Here is an 18,034-nt window from a genome sequence, read left to right as displayed (position 1 = left end):
CGGTTTTCCGAACCCTCCCGGTGCGATGATCGAAGCAACCGTGTTAGGTACGCCCGTTTTCCAATCAGATAACTCAACGTAAGCGAGTGTAATTTTTCGGCCATTTTTAATGTGCATGAATCGTCAACTATTGGCAGGGCGACCAATTGAGGGATCAAATACTGTCGTACTGGTTTTCACCAGGGGTCTGAGTTCCAAACATTCAATAAATTGGGACTATTGGCCCAATTCAGTCAGCTCATGCACCATCAAAAGTTTTGATTCTGCGCGCCGGGTATGACGATCAACCTTGCCAAGATTGTTGCCAATAAGGGGGCAATATTCTTTTCCGAAAGCCAATTTCCCTCTCGCACTCGGTCGCAGCCTTTGTTATTGAGCACGTCAATCCGGCACTCAAGGCCGGTCGTGCGGGTGTGGCGAAATTGGTAGACGCACCAGATTTAGGTTCTGGCGCCGCAAGGCGTGGGGGTTCAAGTCCCTCCACCCGCACCAATCACCCATTGAAAGCACTAATTAAACATCCAATTAGTCGATTTTGGCCCCCACTATGGCCCCCACATTGTCAGGCGTTGCAGGGCTGGAATGCAGCGTTAATTTCCTCCACGGAATACACCGGGCGCGCACCTTCATGGGTAAAGTGAGGCTTGATGAGATTCGCTTTTACCAACTCGTAGAATTTGTTGCGTCCAAAAGGCCAGCGGGCAGATTTTATAGTTTGAGTGCCGGTCACGAGGTTCACTTTGCCGGTGGTTATGGGAATCCGAGCTTTGGTCATAGACTCTCTAGTGTCTCGTGTGGGGTCATGTGGCGGGATGCTCTGCCACAGACTTAGTATAAAATTCACTCAACATACTTTTACCTATGTCTCGTAGTTCGACATAAGGAGCAACGGCAAGGGCTGACAAAAAGACCCGTCCGATTCCGCTGGATAAGTACATTCGCACAATGCCGCGACCCCTCGACGATGAGCAGATCGCTGCATATCTCAGAGACCTTGAGAAGAGTGAAAGTGTCCACGAAACGATAATTTCGAACAGTGACAACAGCAGCTTCGACCACTTGGGCATAGATGAACTCAAAGCCATAGCTGTTAAGTGTGTAAATCAAGGTTGTGGCTACATACGGGTCAACAATCTTCCTCGCGATGCCTTCCGACAGTTGCAGAAAGCCCAAGCCAATTGGGCGCGGGAAAAAGTAGAAACACGGGCGAGTTCTGAATCTGTAGACGACAAATAGGAGCAGGCAGTGTGCCAGAATAAGTTGCTACTGTAATAATATTGATTTGTGGTTCAGTGGTCGCGTACGGGGTTACCATCGGGTTTCTAAGATACTGCAGGGCAAAAACCGGCTTTGAAACGGTGTGTGTCGATGCCGTTTGCGGCCATATTTTGTTTCGAAGTCTACTCATCATGTCCTTTTTGGCCATCACAATAAGGAGCGACGTTGTCTGCTTTGCGGACAAACCTGCCGTTTAACCCATCTTTACCAAGTTCCGCTTCAGGCGCTTTGAGCGATTCCCTGTCTTGCGAACAAAAGCTGACTTCAATAAACTTTCTGCTCAATAAAATGAGTTCTGATTTGGAGCCTTTGTGCCGCAGGAAAGCACCGACATCGATAAGGGGACATCGACCTGCCAATCAAGTGGCCAACAGATTCCACATTTTTTTCACTTTGTTCTGCTGGAAGGATTTTCGTCTCTCTCACTCAATTCCGCGATCGAAACGCTCCAAAACGCAAACCTTGTCGCAGGTCGCTCCATTTATGGATGGCAGTTTTGTGGCATCACCAGTGGACCGGTTGTTTCAAGCGTAGGTATCCCAACTGAGGTCAGTGTAAAACTGAGTGAAGTGAGTGCAGCAGAAGATATCGTCATTGTATCCGGTGAGAACGTCTTTGATCTTGATGTTAGGGCACTGAAGGTTTGGGCTGGTCGCATGGCACGCGGTACAACCCGTGTGACTGGACTAGGTACAGGTGCTATTGCGATGGCCAAAGCCGGGCTGTTGGGGAATGCTCCGGCATCTCTTCACGCATGGTACCGCAAAGGATTTTCTGAGCGGTTTCCAGACGTTGAGTTGAGCAATCGAACGCATGTTTATGAGGGCTTAAGATGTTCCAGTTCCGGTGGTGTGTCCGGCATAGATTTATTTCTGGACTTCGTAGCACTAGAACACGGAGAAAAGTTTGCTGATCTGGTCTCTGAGGCAATGTGTTACACGCCCTTGCGGCAAATTCAAAAATCAATTGATATTGCTACGCCCAATAGCCTGACCATTCTTCATCCAATTGTTTCAAAAGTCATTGCCGAGATGGAACGCACAGTTGAAGATCCGGCATCTCCTGCGCAACTCGCGCAGAAGGTCAACATTTCCACACGTCAACTTGAACGGCTTTTCAAGCGCTACCTTGGTGCATCGCCCAAGCGGCATTTCATGCGGCTGAGGCTGCGCGAGGCTTACAGACTTCTGGTGCAATCTCGCGTTCCAATTACCGAGGTCGCTCTCGCAACTGGATTTTCCTCGACCAGTCATTTTTCCAGGTGTTTTCGTGCAGAATTTCAGCGTACTCCGAACGAAATGAGGGGAAAACTGTCTACATGAGCTTTAACGTTCGGAGTAGATAATTCACCATTGGCGCTGACGTCAGACACACTGAACTTGTGCATTGCGTCTGCTTCCGCGCAAAGCTTGCCGTTGGTGTGTTCCGCGCAAACAACCACTTTGTGCGCTTTGCAACCCCGACGAAAACACCCCGGGTGGATTGCAAAGTCTGGCAGCGAGTTTAAGGCAGTGTGGCAAAGCCTCTAAAGGGGACATTTATCTAGATTCTGAGACCCGCGACTCCCCTCGACGCTATCTGGATTAACGTATTGGTACGGGGAGCATGATTTTTGCGGTTTCTTTTGGTCTCGACTGAGTAATAGATACTTGATGCAATTTTTTTTTAACACAGTAGCTGTCCTCTAAAATTCCCAGGTCGCTTACATTTGGCAACTCAGCACCGGGTTGAACGATTGACATGCCTTCGCAGTTGGTATGCTATCCACAACCACAAGGTCACAGAAATTTGCGACATAGTATCGTGAATTCAATGCAGCTAAACGACTGCAATATGGGAGAAAATAATGAATAAACAAATGCTCGCGCTTGCGCTATTGATGACGACGACGTCGTTGGCCAACGCAGAAACCCTACGTTGGGCGCGCTCGGGGGATGCGCTGACGCTTGACCCGCATTCACAAAACGAAGGCCCCACGCATACTGTGCGCCACCAGATGTATGAACCTCTGATTATCCGCGACACGTCCGGCGCCTTTGAACCTGCACTGGCCACGGATTGGGCCCCCAGCGAAAGTGATCCGAATGTCTGGGTGTTCAATTTACGGCAGGGTGTGAAGTTCCATGACGGCGCCGATTTCACAGCAGAAGACGTGGTGTTCAGCATAAATCGCGCGAAACAGCCGAACTCGGATATGAAAGAACTGATCAATTCTATCGTCGAGATACGCGCGGTCGACGACCACACGGTCGAGATCGTAACCGATGGTCCGAACCCGATCCTGCCGGCGAACCTGACGGATCTGTTCATCATGGACAAAGGTTGGACCGAGGCGAACAACGCAGTTGACGTTCAGGATTTTGAAGGTGGCGAGATCACCTTTGCAACCACAAATGTGAACGGCACCGGCCCCTACAAACTGGTCAGCCGTGAGCCCGACGTGAAAACCGTAATGGAGCGGAACGAGGATTATTGGGGTCGTGATGAATTCCCGATGGCGATCAGCGAGATCATTTATACACCGATCCAGAACGATGCCACCCGCGTCGCTGCGATGCTTTCGGGCGAGGTGAACTTCCTGCAGGATATGCCGGTGCAGGATCTGGATCGAGTGAATGCGGTGGATGGGCTGGTCGTCAAACAAGCGCCGCAGAACCGAGTGATCTTCTTTGGCATGAACCAGGGTGGGGACGATATCGAAGCGGATAACGTCGATGGCAAGAACCCTCTTGCTGATGTGCGTGTGCGTCAGGCCATGTCCAAAGCGATCAACCGCGATGCCATCAAACAGGTGGTCATGCGCGGTCAGTCGCAACCTGCCGGGATGATTGCACCGCCCTTTGTTAACGGCTGGACTGCCGAGATGGATGCTGAAAGCAGCACGGATGTCGAAGGCGCAAAAGCCCTGTTGGCAGAGGCAGGCTATCCCGACGGTTTCTCGATCCGGCTGGATTGCCCCAATGACCGCTACATCAACGATGAAGGTATCTGTCAGGCCGCTGTCGGGATGCTGGGTCAAATCGGTATTACCGTGAATCTTGATGCCAAGCCGAAAGCGCAGCACTTCCCGCTGATCACTGACGGAAAGACCGATTTCTACATGCTGGGTTGGGGCGTTCCGACTTATGACTCGGAGTACATCTTCAACTTCCTGGTTCATGGCCGCGAAAGCGATATTGGCACGTGGAACGGCACTGGTTTTGACAACGATGAGTTAGACGCCAAGATTAAGTCGTTGGCCTCGAACACTAATCTTGTCGAGCGCAATGAGGATATCGCTGAGATCTGGCGTGTGGTGCAGGACGAACAGCTTTATATCCCGATCCACCACCAGGTGCTGAACTGGGGCATGGCAGAAAACCTGGATATCAACGTAGATCCCGAAGATCAGCCAATGGTCAAACATTTCGGCCTGAATTAAGAAACGTGGTCGGGCCTCGGCATGCGAGGCCCGCCACCAAAAAGTGGGAGCAATCATGAAACGTCTGACCGCTGCCGCGCTCTTGGGAGCGCTTGCCTTACCTGTCGCAGCTAATGAGTTCACATTTGCCGTCAAAACAGACCCGCAAACGATGGATCCTCATGCGGTCAACTCTGCACCTGTGCTGGGGTTTCTGAATAATGTCTACGAGGGGCTTGTTCGGCGGGGTAAGGATATGACCATCGAACCGGCGCTAGCAACCAGTTGGGAAACAATCGGGGACGGCGCAGGTTGGCGGTTCAAGCTGCGCGAGGGCGTTACATTTCATGATGGGGCCGAATTTAATGCGGATGACGTGATTTTCTCATATCAACGCGCCTCGGACGAGAATTCGGACACCCGCAGCTGGTTCGCACCGGTCAGCGAGGTGGTGAAGGTTGACGACTTTACCGTCGACGTCATGACGACTGCGCCCAACCCGATCTTCCCAGACAGCATCGCCAACTGGATGATCATGGATAGCAGTTGGGCCGAGGCAAACGACGCAGCACTCCCCGACAAAGAGGCCGGCAACTACGCGACCCTGAACGCCAATGGCACCGGTGCCTTCCGCGTCACCGCACGAGAGCCGGGCTTGCGCACTGTTCTGGAACCCTTTGGGAGCTGGTGGGGCGAAGCAGAACACAACCTGACTCGCGCCGAACTGGTTCCGATCCAGAACCCTGCGACAGCTCTGGCGGCGCTCATGTCCGGTGATGTGGATTTCATCAATCCGGTGCCGATTCAGGACGTCGCCCGGTTACAGGGCAATGCCGATGTGAAGGTCATTCAGGGGATCGAGGCGCGTGTTATCATGTTGGGTTTTGACCAACAGGAAGGCGCAAGCGAGGCCGGGCAAGGTGGCTCGGACCTGTTCCTCGATCCGCGTGTTCGCGAAGCGGTTGCTAAGTCGGTGAATGTACCGGCCATCCTTCAAACCATCATGCGCGGCAATGCCGAGGTGGCAAGCCAGTTGGTCAGCCCGGCGATGCGGGGGTATTCTGCTGCAAACGCAGACCCTTATGCTTATGATCCTGAAGGTGCGAAAGCGCTGCTGGCTGAAGCTGGTGCCGAAGGTGCCGAAGTCAGTTTCAAATGTTCCAACAATCGCTACCTGAATGACGAATCCGTCTGTCAGGCGATCATCGCCATGTTGACCCAGGCCGGGTTGAACGTGACGCTCGATGCAATGCCGGTGCAGAATTACTGGCCGGAGCTGCGTGCCGACAACTTCGACATGTATCTGCTGGGCTGGTCGCCCGGGACCTTCGACGCGGAACATCCCGTGCGCTTTCTCGCCTCGACCCCAAATGAGGAGAAGAAGCTTGGCTCGTGGAACTTTGGCGGATATTCCAACGAGCGTGTGGACGAGTTGCTGCCGATGATCCAGTCCGAAATCGACGAGGCCAAGCGTCAGGCGATGCTGGATGAGGTCGCAGGCATCCTGCAGGACGAAGTGGCCTATGTTCCGCTTTACGTCCAACCGCTGGTCTGGGGCGCGCGCAGCAACGTGGAGCTAACACAACGGCCGGACAACTTCTTCCTTCTGCGCTGGGTTACGGTCAACTAAATGCTGTCATATATAATCAAGCGTGTAGCCCAGTCGGCGCTGGTTCTGTTCGTTGTGGGCCTTGTCGCGTTTTCCATGTTCCGTTTTGTTGGCGACCCGATCGACAATATGCTGGGGCAGGAACGGACAATGGAAGACGTGGAACGTCTGCGCGCTCAGCTGGGCCTCGATCAGCCGTTTCCGGTGCAATATGTGAAATTCTTGCAGGAAGCGGTACAGGGAAATTTCGGCGTCAGCTTCCGCCAAGGCCGCCCGGTTGCGGAGATTCTGGCCGAACGCGCTCCGGCGACGTTGGAATTGGCATTGGTCTCTGCCGTACTTGCTATTGTTTTGGGCATCGCTCTGGGTGTGTTCACCGCAATCCGACGAGATGGGTTTGCCGCGAATTTCATCATGTCGGCATCACTGATCGGTGTGTCCTTGCCAACCTTCCTGATCGGTATCTTGCTAATATACATCTTCTCGGTTGAGCTTGGTTGGCTACCCAGCTTCGGGCGCGGAGAGGTCGTGGATTTGGGCTGGTGGAGCACCGGGTTGCTGACCAGCAGCGGGCTGAAAGCGCTGATCCTTCCCGCAATTACACTGGGCCTTTACCAGATGACCCTGATCATGCGGCTGGTTCGGTCCGAGATGCTGGAAGTTCTTCGGCAAGACTACATCCGCTTTGCTCGCGCCCGGGGCCTGAGCGATCATACCATCAACTTTCGGCACGCTTTGAAAAACACGATGGTTCCTGTCATCACGATCATTGGTCTTCAATTGGGGGCCATCATTGCCTTCGCCATCATTACCGAGACGGTATTCCAATGGCCGGGCCTCGGGCTTCTGTTCATCAATGCGATCCAGTTCGTGGATATCCCTGTTATGGCAGCTTACCTCATGATGATCTCGGTCATCTTCGTCACCATCAACCTTGCGGTCGATATTCTCTATGCCTTCATTGATCCGCGTCTGAGGGTCAGCGCATGAGCCGTCTGCAAGCAATTTTCGACAGCGACCAGTTCTATGCCTTTCGCCGTTCGCCCGTGGCCATGGTGTCTGCGGCAGTGGCCCTGCTGCTTGTCCTCGCAACGATCTTCGCGCCGCTGATCGCGCCGACGAACCCTTTCGATCCTTCAAGCCTCAACCTGATGAACGGCTTCACCCCGCCCATGGAGCCGAATGCCTTCACCGGTGAGAGTTTCCTTATGGGGACCGACGATCAGGGGCGGGATGTGTTTTCCACAATCCTTTACGGAATGCGGATCTCGCTCTTTGTCGGAGTGGCTGCCGTCATGTTTGCCATGATCTTAGGGATCATTCTGGGCCTGTTGTCTGGGTACTTCGGCGGTTGGACCGAAACGATCATCATGCGCACTGCGGATGTGCAACTGACCTTCCCTTCGATCCTTCTGGCCATGCTGATCTTTGGCATCGCCAAAGGCATCACGCCCATTGAATACCGTGATCAGATGGCGATCTGGGTGCTGATATTGGCGATTGGTCTGTCCGACTGGGTGCAGTTTGCTCGGGTCGTCCGGGGCGCGACGCTGGTCGAGAAGAACAAGGATTATGTCGCCGCCGCGCGCATCATCGGGCAAAGCCCGCTGACCATCATGCTACGCCACATCCTGCCCAACGTGCTTTCACCGGTGCTGGTGATCGCAACCATCTCGCTTGCGCTGGCGATCATTGCCGAGGCGACACTCAGTTTCCTTGGCGTTGGTGCGCCGCCCACGCAGCCGTCGCTGGGCACGCTGATCCGTATCGGACAGGGCTTCCTGTTCTCGGGCGAGTGGTGGATTCTGTTCTTCCCCGCCTGCACCCTGTTGGCGCTGGCGCTGAGTGTGAACCTGCTGGGCGACTGGCTGCGCGATGTTCTGAACCCGAGGCTGAAATGACCGACCCCGTTCTTTCTATCCGCAATCTGACGGTTGAAATCCCAACCCGCCAAGGTGTCTTCAAGCCGGTAGAGCATGTGACCTACGACCTGCACCCCGGTGAAATCCGGGGCGTTGTCGGCGAAAGCGGCGCGGGTAAGTCCATGACCGGCAATGCCGTGATAGGCCTGCTGGACCCCCCGGCCCATGTCTCCGAGGGCGAGGTCTGGCTGAACGGCCGCCGCATCGACGAACTGGACGCCGAAGACAAGCGCCGGATCAGGGGCAAAGAGATCGGGATGATCTTTCAGGATCCGCTGACCTCGCTGAACCCGCTGTTCACGGTGGGCGAGCAATTGGTCGAGACGATCCAGCTGCACCTCGGCCTGTCCGCGTCCGAGGCCCAAAAGCGCGCCATAGCCCTGCTGGATCGCGTGTCCATCCCGGACCCGGCGGATCGGTTCAACCAGTACCCGCACCAGTTTTCCGGCGGGATGCGTCAGCGGGTGGTGATTGCGCTTGCGCTCTGTACCGAACCCAGCGTTCTGATCGCGGATGAACCCACCACAGCTCTGGACGTGTCGGTGCAGGCGCAGGTGCTGGATCTGATCAAGGAACTGGCCAAGGAACGCCAGGTTGGCGTGATCCTTGTGACCCACGATATGGGCGTTATTGCTGACACCACCGATACGGTCACCGTCATGTATTCCGGCCATGTGGTCGAAAGCGGCACCACCGACCAAATCCTCGGCGCACCAACACATGAATACACCAAATCCCTGATTGCCGCCGTGCCACGACCTCATGCCAAAGTAGAACGCTTTCCGATCGTCAGCTATGGTGAGCGGGAAAGAACCTTCAAGATAGACGATCTGGCGGCGCATTGGGACAAGACCGATTTGTCAAAGTCGGGCAAACTGCTTGAGGTCGAAGCCATCACCAAGACGTTCCTGCAAAAGGGCGGCCTGTTGCCATCACAGCGGCAATACCTAACCGCTGTCGATCAGGTCAGCTTCGACATTCGGGACGGTGAGGTTTTTGGCCTTGTTGGCGAAAGCGGCTCTGGCAAGTCCACTGTCGCGCGGATGATAGGCACACTGTATCCCGTGGACGGTGGACGAATAATCTTTGACGGACAAGATGTAACTGCCATGGGAGCAGAAGCCCTACAAGCGTATCGCCGCCAAATTCAAATGATCTTTCAGGATCCTTTTTCCAGCCTCAATCCGCGTATGAGGGTCGGGGACCTCGTGGCCGAACCGATCCATCATCATAAAATTCTGCCCAAGCCCGCTGTCGAACCGCGTGTGCGCGAATTGCTTGACTGGGTTGGGCTGGCCAAGGACGCGTGGCGCAAATATCCACATGAATTTTCCGGTGGGCAGCGTCAACGCATTTGTATTGCTCGCGCCCTTGCAACTCAGCCCCGTTTTCTAATCTGCGACGAACCGACTAGCGCCTTAGATGTATCCATTCAGGCGCAAATCTTGAACATCCTCAAAGACCTGCAGGACCACCTCGGCTTGACTATGCTATTTATCAGCCACGATCTCCCGGTTGTACGTCAGATGTGTGACCGAGTGGGCGTGATGCGTCATGGAAAGCTGCTTGAAGTTCAGGAGACGGACTCATTGTTCGCAGCTCCAGAGCACCCGTACACACGGGAACTCTTGGAATTGATGCCCCGGCTAAAGCAACTAGCGTAATCTTACCGACTAAGTCTTGCATCGTTTTTACAGAAGAAATTGAATTGAGAGGTGCAGACGCCAGCAATCTACAGTGTTTTAACACGGACACCGTCTTGATACGGTTCCGTCCCAAAGTAACAGGTCGAACCTGTAGACCTAAGATCGCCCCAGGTTCAGATTTCAAACTCGGAGTATTGGCGGAGCTGACGGATTCTGCGCGTGAGTTGACCTTCGGGGCTCATGTTCGCAACGTCAATTCCGCGCGGCATGGCCACTTCTGAAGCAAGGGCTTTCGCGCTCAACCCACCGAACCCAAACTTAGCAACCCTTGATCGTGCTGTCTCAGCGAATGACCGCTATGGGCGACCAAAGCCTACGTTCGCCGCAACCCCATTAACGGCAGCTTTGGGCTCCCTGCCGCCACCGGTAGCAGTGCTGCGTGTTATGATAGACTTCCTTGGTCAACGTCGGGTTATCGTTTGGGAGGGCATGGCGGATCGGAGGATCAGTCATGGAAACACCGAACTTACCCGCCATTCGGGCACTTCGCCCTGCTTGGAACAAGGGCTGGATCGTTGGCCAGAGGCGACCACTGAAACCAAAGCACGTCTGGGCAATCCGGGTGCGACTTGAACTGGCCGAAAACCATCGCGACCTCGAACTGTTCAATATGGCGATCGACAGCAAGCTTCGCGGCATCGATCTCGTGAAAATGAAAGTCGTCGACGTGATGGCATCCGGCCAGATCAAGGAACGAGCATCAGTACGTCAGAGCAAAACTCAGAAACCTGTGCGCTTCGAGATTTCCGAAGGAACGCGGGCTTCGGTCGAGAAGTGGGTGGAAGATGAACTCATGGTCGGATCCGAGTATCTTTGGCCGGGCCGCTTTCATGAGCGCCTGCACATCTCAACACGCCAATATGCACGGATCGTCAGGGATTGGGTCACGTCGATCGGTCTAGAGGCAAGCGCCTACGGTACACATTCGATGCGTAGAACCAAGGTCACTCAGATCTACAAGAAGACCGGAAACCTTCGTGCTGTTCAACTCCTTCTGGGCCACACCAAGATGGACAGTACTGTCAAGATGGACAGTACTGTCAGATATCTCGGCGTCGAACTTGAGGATGCCCTAGTCATCGCCGAAGCCATTGAAACATAGTGCAGTTGGGTCGCCTTCACCGGCGGCCCAAAGCGGTTATTCATCTTGCCAGACTGTGCCGCGGTGTAGCTTCACCTATGCCGCCATTCGCTGCAAAGGCAAAAGGCGCAGAAGCAAATATGCAGCACCAGACTCACTTAGCATACAGGTGGAGAAAAGTTAGAATCCTGCAAGTATCGGTTTTGATTGCCATTTGACAGATGTGTTTTCAATGGCGGCCGTGAATAACCTTGCGCTTTACTTCCTGAAGAAACTCGCTCGCCAAGAGCTGTCTTCTGACAGCGATAGATTGAGCGCAGATCAAACTCGCTATGCTCTCAATATGGGATGCGCGTTCGATTGATAAATTGGCGCAAAGCGAACCGTGAACGCACCACTCGTAATCCCGGTAGGCGCATTAGTTTCGTCTGTAGGAACGTCTCAAACTCTTCAAGGCTTTCAACGGCGACTTCCAACAGGAAATCCTGCGCGCCGGTCATCAACGTTCCAGTCACCACTTCGTCAAACAGCGCAACCTGGCGCTGGAAGTCGGCCACTTTTTCGGCGTCCTGTCTCTCCAATTCAACCGAGATGAAAGCTGTGATCGGAAAGCCTGCCGTTTTACGGTCTATGCGAGCGCTGTAGCCCGAAATCAGCCCAGATTCCTCAAGGCGCGCCAACCGGCGTTTGCAAGGCGTGGCGGACAGGCCAATGCGTTCCGAAAGTTGGACCAATGACATGCGTCCATCCTCTTGTAACGCTCGAAGAATCTCTCGATCCACTTGATCAGTAGTATAAGGCACTATAATTCCTTAATTATGTAGTGAAAAACACTCACTTTGCTTCAAAATACCTTGGAAAAGCGGTTTTTCAACCCAGCACAGGGCCATAGGCTGGAAGTGATGATCCCGATGGATCGAATTAACAACACTCCTGCCATACAAACGAATGGTGAAACTATGCCCCTGATCATCACCGAAGAAACCCCGCCGCCCGGATATGAACGTCTGATCTTTGCCGAGGACACCAGCAACGGATTGCAGGCTTACATCTGTCTGCATTCGACGGTTTGCGGCCCAGCGGCGGGTGGCTGCCGAATGTGGGCTTACGACAGCCGGGAAGCTGCACGTGAGGACGTGTTGCGACTGGCACGCGGCATGACGGCCAAGAACGTCATGGCTGGCCTCGGGTTGGGCGGTGGCAAATCAGTGATCATCGGCAATGCCCGCGAAGACAAAACTCCGGCAATGCTGCGTGCATTTGGCCGCGCGATCGATACGCTGGAGGGGCAGTATTATACGGCCGAAGATGTGGGGTTCTCGCCCGAAGACATTCGGATTGTGGCTGAGGAAACGGAATTTGCGGTTGGTCTTGAAGGGGGTGAGCACGGCAGCGGCGACCCGTCACCCTTTACCGCCGAAGGGGTTTTCCAATGCTTAAAGGTTGGTGCCAGCGACGTGTTCGGAAGTGACGACCTAACCGGTCGCCGCGTGCTTGTGCAGGGTCTGGGCCACGTGGGCATGAGCCTGGCGGATAAACTGCATACAGCGGGGGCGTCGTTGATCGTGTCAGACATCAATCAGGCCGAGTTGGGCCAGGCCCGCGACCGGCTGCGTGCGGATATCTGCCCCGTGGATCAGGTCTTTGACACGCAGATGGACATTTTCGCGCCCTGCGCTCTGGGTGGTATTCTGACCCATGAAACCGCGCAGAAACTGTCTGCGCGGCTGGTCTGTGGCGCGGCCAACAACCAATTAGCCGAAGACTCTGTCGCTGAGACCCTTAGCGCTCGTGGAATACGCTATCTGCCTGATTATGTGGTCAATGCAGGCGGCATCATCAGCGTGGCCAGTGAAATTCACAAGGCTGGTGAGACATATCGCCAGGCCAGACTTGAGGAGATCGCGATGCGAATTGCCGAGATCCTCGAAACCTCGAAACGCACCGGCCAATCGTCCACACGGGTCGCCGATCAGATTGTCGGTGACATTCTGGATCGTGCATGTGATCACCGTCAGGAGGGGGCGGCATGAGCGATACAACCAAACCGCTTTCGCTGAACGTCCCTGAACCGGGCTGCCGCCCAGGCGATACACCGGATTTCTCGGATTTCGAAATCCCCCGGGCTGGTGAGGTCCTTCGGCCGCCGGTCGACGTGGCCGCGGATGACATTCGCGACATGGCTTTTTCGATTGTTCGGGTTTTAAACAAAGAGGGACAGGCCATCGGTGATTGGGCAGATGCGTTGACGCCTGATGAACTGCGAACCGGCCTACGCCATATGCTGACCCTGCGCGCCTTCGACAAACGCATGCTGATGGCACAGCGTCAGGGCAAGACAAGTTTCTATATGCAGCATCTAGGTGAAGAGGCAATCAGCTGTGCTTTCTCTCGCGCGTTGCAACCCGGAGACATGAACTTCCCGACATATCGTCAGGCCGGTCTGCTGGTTGCAGTGGATTACCCGATGCTGACGATGATGAACCAAATCTACTCCAATGCCGACGACCCGTTACACGGCCGGCAGTTGCCAATCATGTACACCTCGAAAGAGCACGGATTCTTTTCGATCTCGGGCAATCTGGGCACGCAATTCGTGCAATCGGTTGGCTGGGCCATGGCCTCGGCTATTTCAGGGGATACCAAGATTGCAGCCGGTTGGATCGGTGACGGTTCAACCGCAGAAAGCGATTTTCATGCGGCTATGGTATTTGCTTCCACCTATAAGGCCCCGGTGGTTCTGAACATCGTCAACAACCAATGGGCTATCTCGACCTTTCAGGGGATCGCCCGAGGCGGCGTAGGCACATTTGCCGCGCGCGGACATGGGTTTGGAATCCCCTCACTTCGCGTTGATGGTAACGATTACCTGGCCGTTCATTCTGTCGCCAAATGGGCTGCCGAACGTGCGCGCAGTGGGCTGGGTCCGACCTTGATTGAGTACGTGACTTATCGTGCTGGCGGGCATTCGTCTTCGGACGACCCCTCAGCCTATCGCTCGGGCGAAGAAGCCAGCGCCTGGCCGTTGGGCGATCCAATAACGCGGCTGAAACAGCATCTGATTGCGATCGGCGAGTGGTCTGACGAACGCCATACACAGGCCGAGGCCGAAATCATGGATGAAGTCATTGCGACGCAAAAACAGGCCGAGAGTGTCGGCACTCTCGGCGACGGCAAGGCACCGTCACCACGTGACATGTTCGAGGGTGTCTATGAAACGATGCCGCCGCATCTGATCCGTCAGCGCCAGCAAGCGGGGTATTGAGAGATGGCTCAAATGACAATGATCGAAGCCATTCGCGATGCCCATGACGTGGCCATGGGTGCCGACGACCGAGTGGTGGTGTTTGGTGAGGACGTGGGCTTTTTCGGTGGTGTCTTCCGCTGCACCGCCGGTTTGCAGGAAAAATACGGCAAGAGCCGCTGTTTCGATGCGCCGATCAACGAAAGCGGTATCGTTGGCACCGCAATCGGCATGGCCGCATACGGTTTGAAACCGGTGATCGAGATTCAGTTCGCCGATTATGTTTACCCCGCCTATGACCAGATCGTGAGTGAAGCCGCGCGTTTGCGACACCGTTCGAACGCCGATTTCACCTGCCCGCTTGTCATCCGCATGCCCACTGGCGGCGGTATTTTCGGCGGTCAGACCCACAGCCAGAGCCCTGAGGCACTGTTTACCCATGTGTCGGGCCTCAAGGTGGTGATGCCGTCCAACCCTGCGGACGCAAAGGGGCTATTGCTTGCGTCGATCGCCGACCCCGATCCGGTGATCTTTTTGGAACCCAAGCGGCTTTACAACGGGCCGTTTGACGGGCACCACGACAAGCCGCTGACAACCTGGAAAAAGCACGTCCAAGGCGACGTCCCAGAAGGCGAAGAGATCGTGCCTCTGGGCAAGGCCAAGGTCACCCGCGAGGGCGCGGATGTGACCGTCTTGACCTACGGGACCATGGTTTACGTCGCCGAAGCCGCCGCAATGGAAACTGGCATTGACGCCGAGGTGATCGACCTGCGGACACTCATGCCGTTGGATCTGGATACGATCACCGCCTCGGTGAAGAAAACCGGCCGCTGCGTAATCGTGCATGAAGCCACACGTACCTGCGGCTTTGGTGCAGAGCTGCTGAGCCTTGTGCAAGAGGAATGCTTCTATCACCTCGAAGCGCCAATTATCCGGGTCACCGGTTGGGACACACCTTATCCGCATGCCCAGGAATGGCAGTATTTCCCGGGTCCCACGCGGGTGGGTGAAGCCCTCAACACTGTCATGGAGGACTGAGCAATGGGTGTGTATGTCATGCGTCTTCCGGACATTGGCGAAGGTATCGCCGAAGCCGAGTTGACCGAATGGCAGGTCAAACCGGGCGATATCGTCAGAGAAGACGATATTCTGGCTGTGGTAATGACCGACAAGGCTGCGGTTGAAGTGCCTTCATCCGTGGAAGGCAAAGTTCTCGAACTGGGTGGAGAGATCGGCGAGTTGATGGCCGTTGGCGCCACTCTGATCCGCATCGAGGTCGACGGTGAAGGCAATGAAGGCGACGCGCCTCTCGTGGACGAGGCGCAGCCCGGCGATGAGCTGGAACCTGCGCCGGAGCCGAAGGTCAAACCCACGCCTGAATCCGCAAAGGCACCCGAGCGGGCTGCACCTGCAGTGGCGCGAGCCCAAGGCACTAAGCCACTGGCCTCACCCTCGGTACGCGCTCGTGCCCGGGAAGAAGGGATAGACCTTCGTCAGGTGCCTGGGTCCGGCCCGGCCTCGCGGATCAGCCACAGCGATCTGGACCAGTGGATTGCCTCGGGCGGGATTCAACAGGGCCAGATCACCCGTGATGCCAATACCGGCATCGAAGAGGTGCGCGTCATCGGCATGCGGCGCAAGATCGCCGAAAAAATGCAACTTTCGAAACGCCAGATCCCGCATATCACCATCGTCGAAGAGGTCGAAATCGAGTCTCTCGACGCGCTGCGGGTAGCACTGAACGACAAACACAAAGGCGACAGACCAAAGCTGACCATGCTGCCGTTCCTGATGCGCGCGATTGTTGAAGCGGTACGCGAACAGCCCGGACTGAACGCGCGGTACGATGACGAGGCCGGAGTCATTCATCGCCATGGCGGGGTGCATGTGGGCATCGCCACCCAGACGCCAAATGGCCTGAACGTGCCGGTGATCCGCCACGCCGAAGCGGGCAGCCTGTGGGATAACGCCGTTGAGTTGACCCGCCTGGCCGAAGCCGCTCGTGACGGCACGATTAAGCGAGAGGAACTGCAGGGTGGCACTATAACCATTACTTCGCTTGGGGCTTTGGGTGCGTTGGCCACGACGCCGATCATCAATCACCCTGAGGTTGCCATTGTCGGCGTCAACAAGATGCAGATCCGCCCGGTTTGGGACGGCCAGCAGTTCCAGCCGCGCAAGATGATGAACATCTCATGTAGCTTTGATCACCGGGTGGTCGACGGCTGGGATGCGGCGGTCTTTGTGCAGAAACTTAAATCCTTGCTGGAAACCCCGGCCATGCTGTTTGTGGAGGGCTGAATGTCGGACCTGAAATGTAAGTTGCTGATCATCGGCGCTGGTCCCGGCGGGTATGTTTGCGCCATTCGTGCAGGCCAGTTGGGCATCGACACGATCGTGGTGGACGAGGCCAAGCCCGGCGGCACCTGTCTGAATGTGGGCTGTATCCCCTCCAAGGCGCTGATCCACGCGGCAGACGAGTTTCACCAGATCACTTCGGTGAATGACGGCCCGCTGGGCATCACCGCTCCTGCCCCGAAAATTGACCTCGCCAAGACCGTTGCCTGGAAAGACGGTATCGTCAAACGGCTGAATACCGGTGTTTCGGGTCTGATGAAAAAGGCCAGAGTCAGGTTCGTTTCGGGCCGCGCCCGGTTTTTGGATGGCAAGACCGTGTCGGTCAGCGATACTGATGTCGAGAGCCGTGAAATCACTGCTGAATACATCGTCATCGCGTCGGGTTCGGCCCCGGTCGAACTCCCTTTCCTGCCATTTGGCGGCGATATCCTGTCTTCGACCGAAGCTCTGGCACTGGGTAACTTGCCTGAAAGCCTTGCCGTTGTCGGCGGCGGTTATATAGGGCTGGAACTGGGCACGGCCTTTGCCAAACTGGGTACCAAGGTCACGGTGGTCGAGGCTGAATCTCGCATTCTGCCCACCTATGACAAAGCGCTGACTGCACCGGTGGCGAAGCGTCTGTCGGCTCTGAATGTCACTGTTATGACCGACACCAAGGCGCAGGGCTTTTCCGATGGTGTTTTGGCCACGGATCAGGGCGAAATTACAGCCACCAAAGTATTGGTAACGGTTGGTCGCCGCCCACGCACGCAGGGCATCGGGGTTGAAGAGCTGTCGCTAACTATGGACGGTCCGTTCATCCAGATCGACGAGACCTGTCAGAGCTCAATGCGCGGCATTTATGCAATCGGAGACGTTACAGGTGAACCCATGCTCGCTCATCGTGCCATGGCGCAGGGCGAAATGGTTGCCGAACATATAGCGGGTCACACCGTCGAGTGGGACAAATGCGCGATCCCAGCAGTCTGTTTTACCGACCCCGAGATCGTCACCTGTGGCGCTCTGCCTGACGAGATTGAAGGCACAAAGGCCACAGATTTTCCGTTGGCAGCCAACAGTCGGGCCATGACATGCGAACGTGAAGACGGGTTTGTCCGTGTGGTCTGGCGCGAAAGCGATCACGCGGTGGTAGGCATTCAAGCTGTCGGTGCTCAGATGTCGGAACTTTCGGCTGCCTTTTCGATCGCCATCGAAATGGGTGCCTGCCTTGAGGACATCGGCGCAAGCATCCACGCTCATCCGACCCAATCTGAAGGCTTGCAAGAAGCTTGTCTGAAGGCTTTGGGTCAAGCCCTGCATATCTGAGGTCAGATTAAAAATCGGTCAGCCCTGCATTGGTTGGGCTGGTCTTTTCTATGGAAACCGGACCGGGTGCTCTTTAACGAGATAGACCTGCAATGCATCCTGGATTTACCCGGGTCTTGTGGACGGCGATG

Annotated in this window: 14 protein-coding genes and 1 tRNA gene; 13 read left to right on the top strand and 2 right to left on the bottom strand. The window is 55.5% G+C overall.

Going from position 1 to position 18,034, the window contains the following annotated elements:
• Window positions 1-407: 407 nt before the first annotated feature.
• Window positions 408-492, top strand: a tRNA-Leu gene (locus tag AB1A64_RS00980).
• A 70-nt stretch (window positions 493-562) separates the two neighbouring features.
• Here the strand turns inward: AB1A64_RS00980 and AB1A64_RS00975 are convergent.
• On the bottom strand, window positions 563-775 hold the full coding sequence (locus tag AB1A64_RS00975) for a hypothetical protein (protein ID WP_366549677.1): 213 nt from the start codon (window positions 773-775) through the stop codon (window positions 563-565).
• 814 nt (window positions 776-1,589) lie between these two features.
• On the opposite strand from AB1A64_RS00975, the gene AB1A64_RS00970 reads away from it, so the two are divergent.
• From AB1A64_RS00970 to AB1A64_RS00940, 7 genes are all read left to right on the top strand, one after another.
• Window positions 1,590-2,600: a helix-turn-helix domain-containing protein gene (locus AB1A64_RS00970; protein ID WP_366549676.1), complete on the top strand. Its 1,011-nt coding sequence runs from the start codon at window positions 1,590-1,592 to the stop codon at window positions 2,598-2,600.
• 524 nt (window positions 2,601-3,124) lie between these two features.
• Window positions 3,125-4,699, top strand: coding sequence for an ABC transporter substrate-binding protein (locus AB1A64_RS00965; protein WP_366549675.1), 1,575 nt, complete (start codon window positions 3,125-3,127; stop codon window positions 4,697-4,699).
• A 55-nt stretch (window positions 4,700-4,754) separates the two neighbouring features.
• Complete coding sequence (locus tag AB1A64_RS00960) at window positions 4,755-6,308, top strand: ABC transporter substrate-binding protein (RefSeq protein ID WP_366549674.1); 1,554 nt, start codon at window positions 4,755-4,757, stop codon at window positions 6,306-6,308.
• Complete coding sequence (locus AB1A64_RS00955; RefSeq protein ID WP_366549673.1) at window positions 6,309-7,277, top strand: ABC transporter permease; 969 nt, start codon at window positions 6,309-6,311, stop codon at window positions 7,275-7,277.
• Complete coding sequence (locus AB1A64_RS00950) at window positions 7,274-8,188, top strand: ABC transporter permease (RefSeq protein WP_366549672.1); 915 nt, start codon at window positions 7,274-7,276, stop codon at window positions 8,186-8,188. The genes AB1A64_RS00955 and AB1A64_RS00950 overlap by 4 nt, the downstream gene beginning before the upstream one ends.
• A complete protein-coding gene (locus AB1A64_RS00945; protein ID WP_366549671.1) occupies window positions 8,185-9,873 on the top strand; it encodes an ABC transporter ATP-binding protein in 1,689 nt (562 codons plus the stop codon). Before AB1A64_RS00950 ends, AB1A64_RS00945 begins: the two co-directional genes overlap by 4 nt.
• Before the next feature lie 493 nt (window positions 9,874-10,366).
• Window positions 10,367-11,017: a tyrosine-type recombinase/integrase gene (locus AB1A64_RS00940; RefSeq protein ID WP_366549670.1), complete on the top strand. Its 651-nt coding sequence runs from the start codon at window positions 10,367-10,369 to the stop codon at window positions 11,015-11,017.
• Between the two features lie 317 nt (window positions 11,018-11,334).
• Here the strand turns inward: AB1A64_RS00940 and AB1A64_RS00935 are convergent, their stop codons facing one another.
• Window positions 11,335-11,802 carry an Lrp/AsnC family transcriptional regulator gene (locus AB1A64_RS00935; protein WP_366550241.1) on the bottom strand — a complete coding sequence of 156 codons (468 nt, stop codon included), beginning with the start codon at window positions 11,800-11,802 and terminating at the stop codon, window positions 11,335-11,337.
• A 153-nt stretch (window positions 11,803-11,955) separates the two neighbouring features.
• Here AB1A64_RS00935 and AB1A64_RS00930 point away from each other — a divergent pair, with 153 nt between their 5' ends.
• The 5 genes from AB1A64_RS00930 to lpdA are packed head-to-tail and all read left to right on the top strand — an operon-like array spanning window position 11,956 to window position 17,903.
• Window positions 11,956-13,029, top strand: a complete 1,074-nt coding sequence (locus tag AB1A64_RS00930) for a Glu/Leu/Phe/Val dehydrogenase dimerization domain-containing protein (RefSeq protein ID WP_366549669.1) — start codon at window positions 11,956-11,958, stop codon at window positions 13,027-13,029.
• On the top strand, window positions 13,026-14,261 hold the full coding sequence (locus AB1A64_RS00925; RefSeq protein WP_366549668.1) for a 3-methyl-2-oxobutanoate dehydrogenase (2-methylpropanoyl-transferring) subunit alpha: 1,236 nt from the start codon (window positions 13,026-13,028) through the stop codon (window positions 14,259-14,261). The genes AB1A64_RS00930 and AB1A64_RS00925 overlap by 4 nt, the downstream gene beginning before the upstream one ends.
• Window positions 14,262-14,264: 3 nt before the next feature.
• Window positions 14,265-15,278: an alpha-ketoacid dehydrogenase subunit beta gene (locus tag AB1A64_RS00920; RefSeq protein WP_366549667.1), complete on the top strand. Its 1,014-nt coding sequence runs from the start codon at window positions 14,265-14,267 to the stop codon at window positions 15,276-15,278.
• A 3-nt stretch (window positions 15,279-15,281) separates the two neighbouring features.
• On the top strand, window positions 15,282-16,541 hold the full coding sequence (locus AB1A64_RS00915) for a dihydrolipoamide acetyltransferase family protein (protein WP_366549666.1): 1,260 nt from the start codon (window positions 15,282-15,284) through the stop codon (window positions 16,539-16,541).
• Window positions 16,542-17,903 (top strand): dihydrolipoyl dehydrogenase, encoded by a 1,362-nt coding sequence (gene lpdA / locus AB1A64_RS00910; RefSeq protein ID WP_366549665.1) that lies wholly within the window; start codon window positions 16,542-16,544, stop codon window positions 17,901-17,903. It begins immediately after the preceding gene.
• Window positions 17,904-18,034 lie beyond the last annotated feature (131 nt).

Source organism: Ruegeria sp. ANG10 (assembly GCF_040705255.1).
Taxonomy (GTDB): Bacteria; Pseudomonadota; Alphaproteobacteria; order Rhodobacterales; family Rhodobacteraceae; genus Ruegeria.
This window is presented reverse-complemented; position numbering and strand designations above follow the sequence as displayed.

Bases quoted from the DNA above. Each gene is read 5' to 3' on its own strand.
- AB1A64_RS00975 (WP_366549677.1), bottom strand. From the start codon at position 775: ATGACCAAAGCTCGGATTCCCATAACCACCGGCAAAGTGAACCTCGTG.
- AB1A64_RS00965 (WP_366549675.1), top strand. From the start codon at position 3,125: ATGAATAAACAAATGCTCGCGCTTGCGCTATTGATGACGACGACGTCG.
- AB1A64_RS00960 (WP_366549674.1), top strand. From the start codon at position 4,755: ATGAAACGTCTGACCGCTGCCGCGCTCTTGGGAGCGCTTGCCTTACCT.
- AB1A64_RS00955 (WP_366549673.1), top strand. From the start codon at position 6,309: ATGCTGTCATATATAATCAAGCGTGTAGCCCAGTCGGCGCTGGTTCTG.
- AB1A64_RS00950 (WP_366549672.1), top strand. From the start codon at position 7,274: ATGAGCCGTCTGCAAGCAATTTTCGACAGCGACCAGTTCTATGCCTTT.
- AB1A64_RS00945 (WP_366549671.1), top strand. From the start codon at position 8,185: ATGACCGACCCCGTTCTTTCTATCCGCAATCTGACGGTTGAAATCCCA.
- AB1A64_RS00940 (WP_366549670.1), top strand. From the start codon at position 10,367: ATGGAAACACCGAACTTACCCGCCATTCGGGCACTTCGCCCTGCTTGG.
- AB1A64_RS00930 (WP_366549669.1), top strand. From the start codon at position 11,956: ATGCCCCTGATCATCACCGAAGAAACCCCGCCGCCCGGATATGAACGT.
- AB1A64_RS00925 (WP_366549668.1), top strand. From the start codon at position 13,026: ATGAGCGATACAACCAAACCGCTTTCGCTGAACGTCCCTGAACCGGGC.
- AB1A64_RS00920 (WP_366549667.1), top strand. From the start codon at position 14,265: ATGGCTCAAATGACAATGATCGAAGCCATTCGCGATGCCCATGACGTG.
- AB1A64_RS00915 (WP_366549666.1), top strand. From the start codon at position 15,282: ATGGGTGTGTATGTCATGCGTCTTCCGGACATTGGCGAAGGTATCGCC.
- lpdA (WP_366549665.1), top strand. From the start codon at position 16,542: ATGTCGGACCTGAAATGTAAGTTGCTGATCATCGGCGCTGGTCCCGGC.